Source organism: Mycobacterium intermedium, assembly GCF_002086275.1.
Classification (GTDB): domain Bacteria; phylum Actinomycetota; class Actinomycetes; order Mycobacteriales; family Mycobacteriaceae; genus Mycobacterium; species Mycobacterium intermedium.
In genome coordinates, this window is the sequence record NZ_MVHT01000124.1 from 1 (window position 1) to 14,191 (window position 14,191).

General features: G+C 67.4%; 14 protein-coding genes. 6 read left to right on the forward strand and 8 right to left on the reverse strand.

Annotated features, from left to right (window positions below):
• The first annotated feature begins 83 nt into the window (after positions 1–83).
• Genes BST27_RS27570 through BST27_RS34150 form a run of 3 tightly spaced genes read left to right on the forward strand, consistent with a single transcriptional unit; the run spans position 84 to position 3,027 of the window.
• Complete coding sequence (locus BST27_RS27570) at positions 84–413, forward strand: hypothetical protein (RefSeq protein WP_069421507.1); 330 nt, start codon at positions 84–86, stop codon at positions 411–413.
• Entirely contained in the window at positions 410–2,281 is a 1,872-nt protein-coding gene (locus BST27_RS27575; protein WP_069421508.1) for a GMC family oxidoreductase N-terminal domain-containing protein, read from the forward strand. The genes BST27_RS27570 and BST27_RS27575 overlap by 4 nt, the downstream gene beginning before the upstream one ends.
• Positions 2,278–3,027: a hypothetical protein gene (locus tag BST27_RS34150; protein WP_079220171.1), complete on the forward strand. Its 750-nt coding sequence runs from the start codon at positions 2,278–2,280 to the stop codon at positions 3,025–3,027. Before BST27_RS27575 ends, BST27_RS34150 begins: the two co-directional genes overlap by 4 nt.
• On the opposite strand, the gene regX is transcribed toward BST27_RS34150, so the two are convergent.
• The 6 genes from regX to BST27_RS27610 form a co-directional block, all read right to left on the reverse strand.
• Positions 3,009–3,692, reverse strand: coding sequence for a two-component sensory transduction protein RegX (gene regX / locus BST27_RS27585; protein ID WP_069421509.1), 684 nt, complete (start codon positions 3,690–3,692; stop codon positions 3,009–3,011). The two genes, BST27_RS34150 and regX, sit on opposite strands and share 19 nt — an antisense overlap.
• A 46-nt stretch (positions 3,693–3,738) precedes the next feature.
• Complete coding sequence (locus BST27_RS27590) at positions 3,739–4,986, reverse strand: sensor histidine kinase (RefSeq protein WP_139805409.1); 1,248 nt, start codon at positions 4,984–4,986, stop codon at positions 3,739–3,741.
• 135 nt (positions 4,987–5,121) lie between these two features.
• Positions 5,122–5,877 (reverse strand): phosphoglyceromutase, encoded by a 756-nt coding sequence (locus BST27_RS27595; protein WP_069421511.1) that lies wholly within the window; start codon positions 5,875–5,877, stop codon positions 5,122–5,124.
• A gap of 13 nt (positions 5,878–5,890) precedes the next feature.
• The gene (locus tag BST27_RS27600) at positions 5,891–6,457 is read right to left on the reverse strand and encodes a type III secretion system chaperone family protein (RefSeq protein WP_069421512.1); all 567 of its coding nucleotides are present in this window, start codon (positions 6,455–6,457) and stop codon (positions 5,891–5,893) included.
• Positions 6,454–7,797 (reverse strand): D-inositol-3-phosphate glycosyltransferase, encoded by a 1,344-nt coding sequence (gene mshA, locus BST27_RS27605; RefSeq protein WP_069421513.1) that lies wholly within the window; start codon positions 7,795–7,797, stop codon positions 6,454–6,456. The genes BST27_RS27600 and mshA overlap by 4 nt, the downstream gene beginning before the upstream one ends.
• A gap of 56 nt (positions 7,798–7,853) precedes the next feature.
• Positions 7,854–9,161, reverse strand: coding sequence for an ROK family protein (locus BST27_RS27610; RefSeq protein ID WP_079220170.1), 1,308 nt, complete (start codon positions 9,159–9,161; stop codon positions 7,854–7,856).
• Between the two features lie 192 nt (positions 9,162–9,353).
• Between BST27_RS27610 and BST27_RS27615 the strand changes: the two genes are divergently transcribed.
• Positions 9,354–10,112 carry an SDR family NAD(P)-dependent oxidoreductase gene (locus tag BST27_RS27615; protein WP_069421514.1) on the forward strand — a complete coding sequence of 253 codons (759 nt, stop codon included), beginning with the start codon at positions 9,354–9,356 and terminating at the stop codon, positions 10,110–10,112.
• On the opposite strand, the gene BST27_RS27620 is transcribed toward BST27_RS27615, so the two are convergent.
• On the reverse strand, positions 10,090–11,436 hold the full coding sequence (locus BST27_RS27620; RefSeq protein ID WP_197518187.1) for a L,D-transpeptidase: 1,347 nt from the start codon (positions 11,434–11,436) through the stop codon (positions 10,090–10,092). The two genes, BST27_RS27615 and BST27_RS27620, sit on opposite strands and share 23 nt — an antisense overlap.
• 43 nt (positions 11,437–11,479) lie before the next feature.
• Positions 11,480–12,604 (reverse strand): UDP-N-acetylmuramate dehydrogenase, encoded by a 1,125-nt coding sequence (locus BST27_RS27625; RefSeq protein WP_069421516.1) that lies wholly within the window; start codon positions 12,602–12,604, stop codon positions 11,480–11,482.
• Here BST27_RS27625 and BST27_RS27630 point away from each other — a divergent pair.
• Positions 12,592–13,113, forward strand: coding sequence for a DUF2505 domain-containing protein (locus tag BST27_RS27630; RefSeq protein WP_069421517.1), 522 nt, complete (start codon positions 12,592–12,594; stop codon positions 13,111–13,113). The two genes, BST27_RS27625 and BST27_RS27630, sit on opposite strands and share 13 nt — an antisense overlap.
• Before the next feature lie 25 nt (positions 13,114–13,138).
• Positions 13,139–13,987 (forward strand): carbon-nitrogen hydrolase family protein, encoded by an 849-nt coding sequence (locus BST27_RS27635; RefSeq protein ID WP_069421518.1) that lies wholly within the window; start codon positions 13,139–13,141, stop codon positions 13,985–13,987.
• Positions 13,988–14,191: the final 204 nt, after the last annotated feature.

Below are 14,191 nucleotides of genomic sequence, written 5' to 3' on the forward strand. Positions count from 1 at the left end.
CAACAACCTCACCCGACCCGCCCGGGTCACAGCACAACGTAACAACACGAAGTAACTGCACCTACGAACTTAAGGACGCCCCAATGAGTTTCGCGCTGGATCCACCGCTGTTGGTTATCGCGGGTGCGCTCATCGAACGCCGGGTGCCGCCAGACCGCCGCGACGTCGCCGAAGCCGCCACCCTCGGTGTCTTTTTCGCCGGCTCGTTCGGGCTCTACAACAACGTGCCCGGGTTGGGCTTCCTGTGGCGCCCATTCCGCTCCCGCAATGGCCGCGACTTCATGTGGAACAGCGGCGTTTTCAACGTGAACACCGATGAGATCGACTGGCCCGCACACGCGGCGGCCGGCGGCATATTCGCCACCTACCCGTTCTTCCTCAAACTTGGCCGCGCGCTCGGACGGCGAAGATGAGCCGGCTCGCGCACCGGGCCACGGCTTCGTTCGGTACGGCGCTGCTCCCCGAGGAGCATGGCGGCCCGTCCTCCGCCGAACTCGTCCAGCGCGTCGACCGCTACCTCAAGCGGTTGCCGACGCCGACCCGGCTGGCCATCCAAGCCGGGCTGGCCTCGTTGTCGGCGGCGAGCTATCTGACCACCGGCCGGTCGCTGGCGCGCCTCACCCCACACGAGCGGGCGCAGGTGCTGCGGCGAGTCGCCGCACTCAACCCCGAGGCCGGGACCGCTCTGGAGAGTTTGAAGATCGTGCTGCTCCTGGCCAACGGCGCCGACACCTATGCCTCGGAACTGCTGTCCCGCGCCCAGGACGACGCCGTGGTGCGCCCGGACGCGGCATTGGACGTCACACCGTCCGCGGAGAGCCCATCCGTCGTCACCGCGGATGCGGTCATCGTCGGCTCCGGCGCCGGCGGGGCGATGGCCGCGCGGACCCTGGCCCAGTCCGGCATGAGCGTGATTGTGCTCGAGGAGGGGCGGCGCTGGACGGTCGAGGAGTTCCGCACCACCCATCCGATCGACCGCTACGCCGGCTTGTACCGCGGCGGCGGCACGACCGTCGCGTTGGGCCGTCCATCGGTGGTGTTGCCGATGGGTCGCGCCGTCGGCGGCACCACCGTCGTCAACTCCGGCACCTGCTTCCGGCCGCCGGTCGCCGTGCAAAAGCGTTGGCGCGACGAGTTCGGCCTCGGCCTGGCCGACCCCGCGGGCTTCGGCGCGTACCTTGACGACGTTGAGCGCACGCTGCAAGTGGCGCCGGTGCCGCTGAACATCATGGGACGCAACGGGAATCTGCTGCTGCAGGGCGCCGACAAGCTCGGCTGGGAGGCGGCGCCCATCCCCCGCAACGCGCCGGGCTGCGGTGGCTGCTGTCAGTGCGCGCTTGGCTGCCCGCGCAACGCGAAGTTCGGCGTGCACCTCAACGCGCTGCCGCAGGCGTGTGCGGCCGGGGCACGGATCATCTCCCACGCGCGCGCTGAACGGTTGTTGCACCAACACGGGCGCGCCCGCGGTGTGCGGGCACGCCGTCCCGACGGCACCGTGATCGACATCCTCGCCGACACCGTCATCGTTGCCGCCGGGGCCATTGAAACGCCAATGTTGCTGCGGCGCAGCGACCTTGGCGGGCACCCACGGCTCGGACGCAACCTCGCGCTGCACCCCGCCACGGCCCTGGCCGGGCGCTTCGAGGAAGACGTCTACTCGTGGCGCGGCGTGCTGCAAAGCGCCGCCGTCCACGAATTCCACGAATCCAACGGGGTGCTCATCGAAGCCACCTCCACACCTCCGGGCATGGGGTCGATCATCTTCCCCGGGTATGGCCCGGAGTTGATGGGCTGGCTGGACCGGTCCCACAACATCGCCACGTTCGGCGCGATGGTGGCCGACAAAGGGGTCGGCTCGGTGCTGTCGGTGGGCGGTGAGGCCGTGGTGCGCTACAACATCAGGCAGGAGGACGTTGCCAAGCTGCGAGTCGCACTGACCGCAATTGGCAAACTGCTGTTCGCCGCCGGCGCGGTCGAGGTGCTCACCGGTTTACCCGGTGCGCCGACGGTACATTCCGAGACCGAACTGCGGGATGTGTTGGCGCGCACCAATCCACGGAACTTGCACCTGTCCGCTTTCCACCCCACCGGGACGGCAGCCGCGGGTTCGGACACCCAGGGATGTCCCGTCGACGAGCGCGGGCGGTTGCGCGGTATCAACGGGGTGTGGGTTGCCGACGCGTCGATCCTGCCCAGTTGCCCCGAGGTCAACCCGCAGGTCTCGATCATGGCAATGTCGCTGGCGGTCGCCGATCACGTCGTCGGTGATCGGGCCCGGTGACGGCTTCCCAGCACTGGCTACTCGACGCGATACGCAACTTTGCGTACGACGTCGCGTCTTGTCTCCCACCGGTTTTCGAGGCCTACGCGCGGATATTTCATCCCGCATACGGGGCAGACGCGCCCGAACCGCAGCGCCCCATCACGTGGCGGGCGGTGGCGCAGGCCAACGGTCGGATCGTGCACCCGGCCATGGAGTGGGGCTCGCTGGTCGGGTCATGGGAGGCACAAAGTCAGCCTGGGCTCTGGGCCCGTCGACCGGATACCGGCCGCCTTCCGGTGCCGACCACCGCAGCGCTCGCCGGCGTGTTGCAGCGATGCTCGAAGGTCGACCGGGTGATGTATGCGCTGTGGACCGGCTACGGCGACCTGCACATCGCTGATGCCGACCTCATCGAACTGCCGAACCGTCCGATGTATTTGGTTGCCGGGTCCATCGATGACGCCACCGAGCCGTTCGCGATACCCGGCCGCACGGCCAACTTGTGGTGGGCCGGCGATCGGCAGTGGTGTGTGGCCACCGACGTCGACCTGATGAGCACGTATGTCGGTGCGAGCCGACCCTGCATACGGGCAATCCTCGAGGACGACGGACTGGAAGCACTTCCGGTGCCCCCCCGATCAGCGGATCACATGGGACGCGGACACCCTGAACCCCCGTCCGGAGCCTCCGCACTGATAGCGCGTGCGCCAGCACATTTTGCGGTCGGTCAGGGCCGTCCGCCGATTCAGCCCTCGAGCTTGTAGCCCAAGCCCCGCACGGTCACCAGGTGCACCGGGTTGGCCGGGTCGGCCTCGATCTTGGACCGCAGACGCTTGACGTGGACGTCGAGCGTCTTGGTGTCGCCGACGTAGTCCGCACCCCAGACCCGGTCGATGAGCTGGCCGCGGGTCAACACCCGCCCACTGTTGCGCATCAGGTATTCGAGCAAGTCGAATTCCTTGAGCGGCAACGTTATCGGGTCGCCGTTAACCGAGACGACGTGTCGCTCCACATCCATCCGGACCGGCCCGGATTCCAGGATGCCGTCGCTGACTTCCGAGTCGTCGTCGCCGCCGCGGCGCAGCACCGCCCGAATCCGGGCGATCAATTCGCGCGCCGAGTACGGCTTGGTCACGTAGTCGTCGGCGCCCAGCTCGAGGCCGACGACCTTGTCGATCTCGCTGTCGCGCGCGGTGACCATGATGACCGGCACGCCTGACCGGGCACGCAATTGCTTGCACACGTCGGTTCCCGACATCCCGGGCAGCATCAGGTCGAGCAGCACGATGTCGGCTCCGGACCGGTCGAACTCGGCAAGCGCCGAGGGACCGTCGTTCACCACCGTGGCCTCAAAACCCTCTTTGCGCAGCAAGAACGCCAGCGGATCGGCCAAGGACTCCTCGTCCTCCACGATCAGCACGTTCGTCATTCGCGCCACTCCTTCTTCTCGCCTAGCTTGACGTCGTCAGTGCGGGTCATCGACTCAGCTCTTCCTCTCGTTGTGACCTGCTGGGCCGCACTTCAGGACCCTTTGATTGCTCAGTTTTCTCTGCGTTGTCCGCCTGCAGCGTCGTGTCCGGCCCCGCCCCCGCCGCTGGAATGGACAACGTGAACGTCGATCCGGTTCCCGGCTTGCTCCACACGCCGATGCTGCCGTTGTGGTTGGCCGCGACGTGCTTGACGATGGCCAGCCCCAACCCGCTCCCGCCGGTTGCCCTCGACCGGGCCTTGTCCCCGCGGAAGAACCTCTCGAAAACCCTTTCCTGATCCTCCAGCGCGATGCCGATGCCGCGGTCGGTGACAGCGATTTCGACGTTGTCGCCCCGCCTGCGGCGGCTGATCGACACCGAAGACCCAGATGGCGAGTAGGCGATCGCATTGGACACCAGATTGGCCAACGCGGTGACCAACAGGGTTTGGTCACCGAGCACCTGCAATCCGCTGGGGGCGTCAGTACGAACTTGGATGTCGGCGTTCTCTGCGGCCACCTTGTGACGTGAAATCGCCTCGGCCACAACGGTATCGACGTCGACTTCAACGACGTTGGGCAACCGCTCGGCACCCTGCAGCCGGGACAGTTCGATGAGTTCGGTGACCATGTCACCCAGGCGGGTGGCCTCGACGAGCGCCTTCTCGGCGAATCGGCGGACGGTTTCGGGGTCGTCCGCCGAGGCCAGCATGGCCTCGGCAAGCAGCGCCATCGCGCCGACCGGGGTCTTGAGTTCGTGGCTGACGTTGGCGACGAAGTCTCGCCTGGTCGCTTCCATGCGGGCGTAGTCCGATTGGTCATGGACGAAGACCACCGCGAACCGGCGGTCTTCTTCGCTCAGCAGCCGGGCGTACCCATGCACCTGCAATCCGGACCGGCCACCCGTCCGCTTGGGCGGCAGCAGGTCGAACTCGACGTCCTCCCCGCGCAGGGCTTGCTTCGCCGCGTCCCAGGCGTCGTCGTCGAGTTGCCGGTCGCGCACCAGGCCCAGCTCCTTGGCCCGGTCGTTGAGATAGACGACGTCACGGTGGGTGTCGACCACTGCAGTACCCAGCGGCATCAGCGCCACGATTTGTTGCAGCATCTGCGCGACGGTGATCCCCGTCCACTCGGTGGCCACCCGTTGCCGGCGCTGATCAGCCCGCCGCGCCAGCCGGACTCCTGCCGCCACTCCGACGGCCAGCGCCAACGCGGACAAGAACCCGGCCAGCAACAGTGCCGAGAACACAGTCACAAGCGAAATCCTACAAATCAGGTGAACACTGCCCTAGCTGAGCGAGGCCAAATTCGGACAAGTCACACACTGAGCGGCAGGTATTCGGCTTTTGTTAACGCGCCGTTTAGCCTAGCGCCCTACCAGCGCCCAAATTCAGGATTTGGCCGCGCCCTGACTGGCCACCGCCGCCGCGCCGGCCGCGGCGGCCTCCGGGTCGAGATACGTGCCGCCCGGCACCGTCGGCCGCAGGTCGGCGTCCAGGTCATAACGCAGCGGGATGCCCGTCGGGATGTTCAGCCCCACGATCTCCTCGTCGGACATGTTGTCGAGGTACTTCACCAGCGCCCGCAACGAGTTGCCGTGCGCGGCGATCAACACCGTCTTGCCCAACCGCAGGTCAGGCACGATGACATCGGTGTAGTAGGGCAGGAAGCGGGCAACCACGTCGGCCAGGCACTCGGTCAGCGGGCCACCGCCGATGTTGGCGTACCTGGGGTCGGCGTCCTGGCTGAACTCGCTGCCCTTTTCGATCGGCGGCGGCGGGGTGTCATAGCTGCGTCGCCAGGCCATGAACTGCTCTTCGCCGTACTTTTCCTTGGTCTTGGCCTTGTCCAGGCCCTGCAGCGCGCCATAGTGGCGTTCGTTGAGGCGCCAACTGCGATGCACCGGGATCCACAACCGGTCGGCGGCGTCGAGCGCCAGATGCGCGGTGGTGATCGCCCGCCGCAGCAGCGACGTGTAGAGCACGTCGGGCAACAGGTCATGTTCGGCCAACAGTTCGCCGCCCCGCACCGCTTCCGCGCGGCCCTTCTCGGTCAGGCCGACGTCGACCCAGCCGGTGAAAAGGTTCTTGGCATTCCAATCGCTCTCGCCGTGGCGAAGCAGTACCAGCGTGGCAGTTTCACCCATGCCGGAAAGTCTCTCACGCGCGCTTGGCGTCGTCGCTTTCGTCCTCGTGGTGGTCTTCGTCATCGTTGATCAGATGAGCGAACGCCTGCAGGTTCTTCAGCGACTCCCCGCGCGACACCCGCCACTCCCACTCCTTCTGGATTGACGAGTGAAAACCCAACTCCAACAACGTATTAAAGTCCGAATCCACGGCCTCGAGCACTTGACCGAGCACCCGGTCGATCTCGTCGGGGGTGACCGAAGCCAGCGACATCCGGCCCACCAGATAGATGTCCCCGACGTTGTCCAGGGTGTAGGCGACCCCATACAGGCGGCGGTTGCGCTTGAGCAGGAACCGGTAGACCCTTTCGTGGTCCTCGTCGGGCTTTCGGCAGACGAACGCCTCGACACGCACCGAATGCTCGCCGATGCTCAAGATCGTGTTGGTCTTGAGCTTGCGCTCCCCCGGCAACTCCACGATCAGCCCCGGCAGCCCGCCGTGCGCGCCGGCGTGCCGCTGATAGTTCAAACCGCTGGCTTGCAGCGCCTTCTCGATGACTTGCTGCACGCGCTCGGCGCTGCCCGGTTCGGGCGAACTCACGCGCGCACCTCGCGGCGCTGCGCCCAGCGACGCGGCTTCCGCGCGGCCGCCAGGTCCGATACGACGTCATCGCGCCGCAGCGCCCGCTCGGCGGCGAAGTCGGCGATCGCCCGCCGATAGCTGGCCAGCAAAGCATCGGTGGTGTTTTCCCACGAGAACCCCGCCGCGTGCTCGACCGCCGCGCGGCTCATCGCCCACCCCTGCGGACCAGGGCGGAGCTGCAGCAGACGGTCGATGGCCGCAGCCCACCGGTCGATGTCGTGCCCGTCCACCAGCGCGCCCGTCACGCCGTCGCGCACCGCCACCGGCAAACCACCGACCGCGGCCGCGACCACCGGCGTCCCACAGGCCTGCGCCTCCAGCGCGACCAGGCCGAACGACTCCGAATAGCTCGGTACCGCCACCAGGTCGGCCGCGTGGAACAACGAGGCCAACTCGGTGCGGGACTGCGGCGGCAGGAAGGTGACCCGCTGCGCGATGCCGAGTTCCTCGGCCAGCCGGATCAGTCCGTCGGGTGCGGCCAGACCGCTGCCCGACGGCCCGCCCGCCACGATGATGCGCACCCCCGGCAACTGCGCGGCGGCGCGCAACACGATGTCGGGTGCCTTGAGCGGCTGAATGCGTCCGACGAAAGCCACCACTTGCTCGTCGAATCCGAGCCCGAGCCGAGCCCGAGCCGTCCGCCGATCCCCGGGCCGGAACACGTCCAGGTCGACACCGGGGTGCACCACGTCGATCCGGTCCGGGTCGGCGTGATGAAGCGAAATCAGTTGCTGCGCTTCGTCTTCAGTGTTGACGATCAGTCGGTCCGCCTCGTCCACGACCTGCTGCTCGCCGACGGTACGCAGCGGCGGCTCAGGCGAGTCACCGTCGGCCAGTGCCGCGTTCTTCACCGCGGCCAGCGTGTGTGCGGTGTGCACCAGCGGCACCGCCCAGCGGTCGCGGGCCAGCCAGCCGATCTGGCCGGACAGCCAGTAGTGCGAGTGGACGATGTCGTAGTAGCCCGGCTCGTGCGCGGCCTCGGCGCGTAACACCGACGCCGCGAACGCACACAGCTGCGTGGGCAGGTCGTACTTGTCGAGCCCCTCGAACGGTCCGGCAACGACGTTGCGCACCAGCACGCCGGGCGCCACCGGAACCACCGGCGGATCCGCCGAGGCGGTGGCGCGGGTGAAAATCTCCACCTCGATGCCGCGGCGGGCCAGGTGCAACGCGGTCTGCAGCACGTAGACGTTCATCCCGCCAGCATCCCCGGTCCCCGGCTGGGCCAGTGGGGAAGTGTGCACCGCCAATAGGGCTACCCGTTGCGGGCCATCCACCACTGAATCGTCGAAGTGCACACAGTCATCTTTACAGGATGCTGCGCGGCGCCCTGCTGCCGCAGGTCAGCCGCGTGCTAGGCGAGGGCCTCCGGCTGCGGTTCGCGCAACTGGGACTGCAAGGCACCCGCACGACGCATCGCGCCCAGCGGGTCGGCGTAGAGCCCGCCCAGCGACACCAGGCCGGCTCCGGCTTCTTGCACGCGGTTGCCGAAGGCGGTGACCCGGATGTCACGCGGCGGCAGCACCGAACGGGCGGCGAACGCCTTCTCCACGTACTCCATGCCCTCGGGGTATTCGGTGAAGGCCTGGCCGCCGACGACCAGCTCGTCGGGATTGAGCAGGTCCCGCAGCAGCGCGACCGCCTCACCCAGCACCCGGGCCCGTTCCGCCAGCAGTTCTCTGGCCTGCGTGTTGCCGGCACGTGCCACCCGCAACAGGTCGGTGATCGCGGCGGCCGACCCGTTGGTACGGGTTACCGGCGTGACGCCGGGCAGCAGCCGCAGTCGCCGGGCCGCCGCCAGCACCGCCTCGTCGCTCACGGTGGATTCCAATTGTCCACTGCCGCCGAGCAATTCGGAGTGCGCCGGCAGCGACGCGATGGTGCCGGGGCCACTGGCCGGGCAGTGCACCCGGCCACCGATCACCAGCGCATAGCCCACCGTCTCGCGCGCGTAGACGTACAGACTGGTCGGCGAGGTGGGCGCGAAACGTCGCATGCCGAGCAGAAGTTCGGCCCCGGCCATGGCGTCGACGTGCGAAGCGACCGACACCGGCAGACCGAGCACGTCGGCCAGCACCGGACCCACCGGCGCTTGTCGCCAACCGAGTCGGGGGTGGTCGACATGACCCGAACCGCTGTCGACGGCGCCACCGATGGAAACGCCGACCCACAGCGGCCGACGCCGGTGCCAGCGCCTCAAGTAGCGCGCGGCGCTGTCGGCGAGCGATGTCAGCGCGGCTCCCGCGGCGTTGAGCGGCGTTGGCGTCTCGACGGTGTCCAACGTGCGTCCGAACAAATCGGTCGCCACGATGCTGGTGGTCCGGGCGCCGATGTGGATGCCCAGGGTCACGAACGGTTCGTGGTTGACCTCCACCGGAACCCGTGGCCGTCCGATCGCACCGGACACCGCCAGGTCGGCGCGCTCACGCAGCAGGCCGGCGTCCAACAGGGCTATGACCTGCCGATTCACCGTCGCAATGCTCAGCGAGGTGACCTTGGCGATGACGTCGCGGCCCACCGGACCACGCAGCCGCACGGCCCGGAAGACGGCCGCCGCTGCGGTGTCTGACAGATGCAGCGCGGGGGGCGCCACGTGGCGGTGCGTCCGCGCTGGGTGAGGGCGACGGATGGGAGAATGCGGGGAAAGAGTGTGTGAGTGCACTGGTTTTTGTCCTTGTCCTGGTTTAGCCGGGCCCTCGGGCCACACCTGCTGAAGCTGAATCGACTGGGATCAGGCGCGGCAAAGTGCGCAGCAACAACACGCACAAGCCGCGCAAAGACACGCGGTCGTCGTGTTGAACCAGGCGCTGTGGTGCACGTCTGGAATTTAGCACGTTTATTAGAGTTATTTCTTGTGACGGCTAAAAACGCGCAGAACAGGGTGGCGGTCGTCACCGGCGCCAGTTCTGGAATCGGCGAAGCAACCGCGAAAACCCTTGCGGCCCAAGGGTTTCATGTGGTCTCGGTAGGGCGCCGGACGGACCGGATCAAGGCCCTGTCCAAGGAGATCGGCGGTACCGCAATTGTGGCTGACGTCACAAACGATGAGCAGGTCCAAGCACTGGCCGACGGCCTGGACCGCGTCGATGTGCTGGTCAACAACGCCGGCGGCGCCAAGGGATTGGAGCCCGTGGCCGACGCCAACCTCGAGCACTGGCAGTGGATGTGGGAGACGAATGTGCTGGGCACCCTGCGGGTCACCCGCGCGCTGTTGCCCAAGCTGATCGCATCCGGCGACGGCCTGGTGGTCACCGTCACCTCGATAGCTGCTTTCGAGGTGTACGACGGCGGCGCCGGCTACACCTCCGCCAAACACGCCCAGGGTGCGTTGCACCGCACGCTGCGCGGTGAATTGTTGGGAAAGCCGGTGCGGCTCACCGAAATTGCCCCGGGCGCGGTGGAGACCGAGTTCTCCCTGGTGCGCTTTTCCGGCGACCAAGAACGCGCGGACGCGGTGTATGCGGGAATGACCCCGCTGGTGGCCGCCGACGTCGCCGAAGTGATCGGATTCGTGGCATCCCGGCCGCCGCACGTGAACCTGGACCAGATCATCATCCGGCCGCGCGATCAGGCGTCAGCGACGCGCCGGTTCAACCACCTGGCCCAGAACTAGAAGTCGTCGGGGTGCCCGACAACGTCGGCGCCGTCGAGGGCGTGACCGGTGCGGTGACCGGAATCTGAGTCCCAGGCGTACGACCCGACGGCCGCGGCAGCGCCGACATCGACAGCCAGGTGTCCCAGTCGACCGCCCAGTCCCAGATGTCGCCGTCGGAGTAGGACAGCTGAATCGAACTGCCCGTCACCTCGACCGGGTCGCCGTACATCGCCGTCGCGTAGTACTCCGCCGCGTTCTCCGTCGAGAGGTTGATACAACCGTTGGTCACGTTGGAATTGCCTTGTGCGCCAGCGCTCATCGGGTTGGCGTGGATGAACTCGCCGTTGTTGGAGATGCGCACCGCCCAGCGTTCGTGAACGTTGCTGTAGCCCGCGGCCGGGTTGGACATGTAAAAGTCGGAGTATTTCTCGGTGACGACGTGGATACCGTTGCGCGTCACGTTGCGCGCCAAGTCGCCCTCGCCGTAGCTGCAGGGGAAGTCCATGATGACGCCGGCGTCGGTCACCACCTGCATGCGGTGCGAACTGACCTCGGCCTTGACGATCTGACGGCGCCCGATCTGGATGTTGAGCGATATGTCCTCTGCGCCGTATGCGTCGTCGCCGAACGGCACGCCGTACAGCTTGGCGTCCACGTTCACGGTGGTGCCGGCCGGGTAATACTCGCGGGGCCGCCAGTGCACTCGAGCGCCCTTGGCCTCGTCCGGCAACCACGCCCAGCTGCCCTCGACGGGCGGGTTGGTGGTGACCGTGAGGGCCCGCTCGACGGAAGCCTTGTCGGCGATGGGCGCATCGAACTGGATGATGACCGGCGCCGCGATTCCCACCGTCTGCCCGTCGGCGAGCTGGAATGCTCCGCTGATCTTCTTGCTCGGCGTGACCGTGATGAACTTGCCCGTCAGCGGGATGGCCTTGCCGTCGTGCCCCACCGCCGAACCGCTCCAGGTGTAGGTGGTGTTGTAGCCCAGCGGTTCGGTGATCGTGTAGACGGTGCGATCCCGGTTGTACTCGCCCGCGATGACCTTGCCCGCCGAGTTCGTCAGCGCCACCCGCTGGAACCAGCCGTTCTCGATCTGCACGCCGATATGGGCGACTGGCAGCACGTCTTCGGTCGCGTTGGGCGGTGTGTACGTCAGACGGGGCTCCGGCGGCGGCTTCTCCTCGGCCTGCTGAGTGAGCGTCTTGCCGGAGCAAGCGGCCAATACGCCTGGTGCAAACACGCCGATCCCAAGCGCCGCCAACACCCGGCGACGGTTGATCGGCACCCCACCCTGGGGTGTCTCGGATGTGTTCACGAGAACCAAAGATACCGGGCCGAACAGCCTATCCCTCCCCGCAGCAACGCGCCAGAGGGGTCCGAAAAGGCTATAAGACGCAACCGACCAGCACAGGTTCCGGTTGCAATGTGATACCAAACACGTCACGAACTCCCGCTCGGACCGTGCGCGCCAGAGCCATCACGTCCTCGGCGGTGGCTTCCCCGCGGTTGGTCAGGGCGAGCGCATGTTTGGCGGACAGCCGGCACCGGGCGTCGGCACCCGGATAGCCCTTGCCGAACCCGGCGTGTTCGACCAGCCAGCCGGCGGCGAGCTTGACTCCGTCCGGCGCCGGATAGTGCGGCACGGGCCCGTCGACCCGTGCGGCAAGGCGTTCGAAGACCTCCGGCGGGACCACCGGGTTGGTGAAGAACGAGCCAACGCTCCAGGTGTCGTGGTCGGCCGCATCGAGCACCATGCCCTTGCGGGCCCGTAACGCCAGGACCGCGGCGCGGACGGCTTGCGGGTCGGCACGTTCGCCGCTTGACGCGCCCAGGGCCGCGGTCAGCTCGCCGTAGCGCAGCGGAGCACTGCGGCCGGACGGATCTAGTGCGAATTCCACTTCCAGCACGACAGCGGGCGTCTGAAGGCCGTCAGCGCGCTTGAGGATGCTGGTGCGGTAACCGAAGCCGAGTTCGCCGGCGGGCACCCACCGCACCTCCCCGCTGCCGCGGTCCAGCATCCGGACACGCGTGATGGTGTCCGACACCTCCGCGCCGTATGCGCCCACGTTCTGTACCGGGGTGGCTCCGGCGGACCCCGGGATGCCAGACAGGCATTCCAGCCCGCCCAGCCCGTGCTCGATGGCCGTGACCACGACGTCGTCCCACACCGCACCGGCCTCTGCACGCACCCGGTTGCCGTCCACCGTGACACCGCGATTGCACAGCCGCACCACGGTCAGGTCGGCAATCGCGTCGCCGATCACCACATTCGAGCCACCAGCAAACACCAACGGAACACCGCCGACACCGGCGCGGGCCGCAGCGTCCAGTTCCCCCAACACGGCGATCACCTGATCGGTGCTGTCGCAGGTAATTACACGACGTGCCACCGGCCCCACGCGCAGCGTGGTCAACGGTGCCAACGGCACAAATTCTTCGACGCGCGCACCGGCAAAGTGGGAACCCACCACGCCCGGTAACGGTAGCCTCACCTGATATGCCGCGTTCATTCGACATGTCGGCCGACTACGAGGGCAGCGTCGAAGAGGTATACCAAGCTTTCCATGAGGCCGACTACTGGACCGCCAGGCTGGCGGAGACTCCCGTCGACATCGCCGCCATCGAGTCGATGCGGCTCGGTGGTGAATCCGGCGACGACGGCACCATCGAGGTGGTGACCCTGCAAACGGTGTGCAGCCACAACCTGCCCGGCCTGGTCACCCAGCTGCACCGGGGCGACCTGAGTGTGCGGCGGCAAGAGACCTGGGGTCCGGTCCGGGACGGCATCGCCACCGCGTCCATTACGGGGTCGATCGTGGGTGCGCCGGTCAACCTGTGGGGCACCGGCGTGCTGGAACCCGTCGAATCCGGCAATTCCCGCCTGAAACTTCAGGTCAGCATCCAAGTACGGATTCCGTTCATCGGCGGGAAACTGGAACGGCTCATCGGCAATCAGTTGAGCGAGCTGGTGAACATCGAACAGCGCTTCACCACGCAGTGGATCGCCAAGCAGTCCTGACCGGCTGAACTCATAAGCTGGCGACATGCGAATCGCGTTGGCGCAAATCCTCAGCGGCACCGATCCCGCGGCGAATCTGGGCCTGGTCCGGGAGTACGCGCAGCGGGCGGCCGACGCGGGCGCCAAGCTCGTCGTGTTCCCGGAGGCCACGATGTGCCGCTTCGGGGTCCCGCTCAAACCGATCGCCGAGCCCGTCAGCGGCCCTTGGGCCAACGGTGTGCGTCAGATCGCCTACGACACCGGCGTCACCGTCATCGCGGGCATGTTCACCCCGGCCGACGACGGGCGCGTGAAGAACACCGTGATCGCGGCACGTCCCCGCGGAGCAAATGGCCACGAGTCGGACGGCCCTCCCCTCGTCTACTACGACAAGATCCACCTCTACGACGCCTTCGGCTTCACCGAGTCGCGCACCGTCGCACCCGGCAGCGAACCCGTGCTGGTCACCGTCGACGACGTCACGGTGGGATTGACGACCTGCTACGACATCCGTTTTCCCGCGCTGTATGTCGAACTCGCGCGGCGGGGGGCGCAGCTGATCGTCGCGTGCGCGTCCTGGGGTTCCGGTCCGGGCAAGCTCGAACAGTGGACGTTGCTGGCCCGGGCCAGGGCGCTGGATTCGATGAGCTACCTGGCCGCGGCCGGACAGGCGTATCCGGGTGACGAGTTGGCCAGCACCGGTGCACCCACCGGCGTGGGCGGCAGCCTGGTGGCCTCCCCGCTGGGTCAAGTGATTGCGGCCGCCGGCAACGACCCGCAGCTGCTGATCGCCGAGATCGACGTCGACAACGTCGCCAAAGCGCGCGACAGCATCGGGGTGCTGCGTAACCGCTCGCCCTTCACTCCGCGTTTTAAGGCAGAATCACCAGAGTGACCACCCCGCAAGGACCATCGAACGACCCATGGGCACGTCCTGGCAATCAAGGTCCGCTGGGCCGGCCGCCGACGCCCGGTGAGGCCCCCACCCAGCAACTGCGGCCCGGAGGGGGTCGACCGCAGCCGCCCCCGCCCGGTGCCCATCCACCGCAGGTGAACCTGCCGCCGGCCGCGGCCAGGTAGCTCATCGAATCCAGCGCCC

Coding starts and splice junctions, on each gene's coding strand:
- regX (WP_069421509.1), bottom strand. CDS start 3,692: ATGACGAACGTGCTGATCGTGGAGGACGAGGAGTCCTTGGCCGATCCG.
- BST27_RS27635 (WP_069421518.1), top strand. CDS start 13,139: ATGCGAATCGCGTTGGCGCAAATCCTCAGCGGCACCGATCCCGCGGCG.
- BST27_RS27575 (WP_069421508.1), top strand. CDS start 410: ATGAGCCGGCTCGCGCACCGGGCCACGGCTTCGTTCGGTACGGCGCTG.
- BST27_RS27625 (WP_069421516.1), bottom strand. CDS start 12,604: ATGAACGCGGCATATCAGGTGAGGCTACCGTTACCGGGCGTGGTGGGT.
- BST27_RS27630 (WP_069421517.1), top strand. CDS start 12,592: ATGCCGCGTTCATTCGACATGTCGGCCGACTACGAGGGCAGCGTCGAA.
- BST27_RS27570 (WP_069421507.1), top strand. CDS start 84: ATGAGTTTCGCGCTGGATCCACCGCTGTTGGTTATCGCGGGTGCGCTC.
- BST27_RS27595 (WP_069421511.1), bottom strand. CDS start 5,877: ATGGGTGAAACTGCCACGCTGGTACTGCTTCGCCACGGCGAGAGCGAT.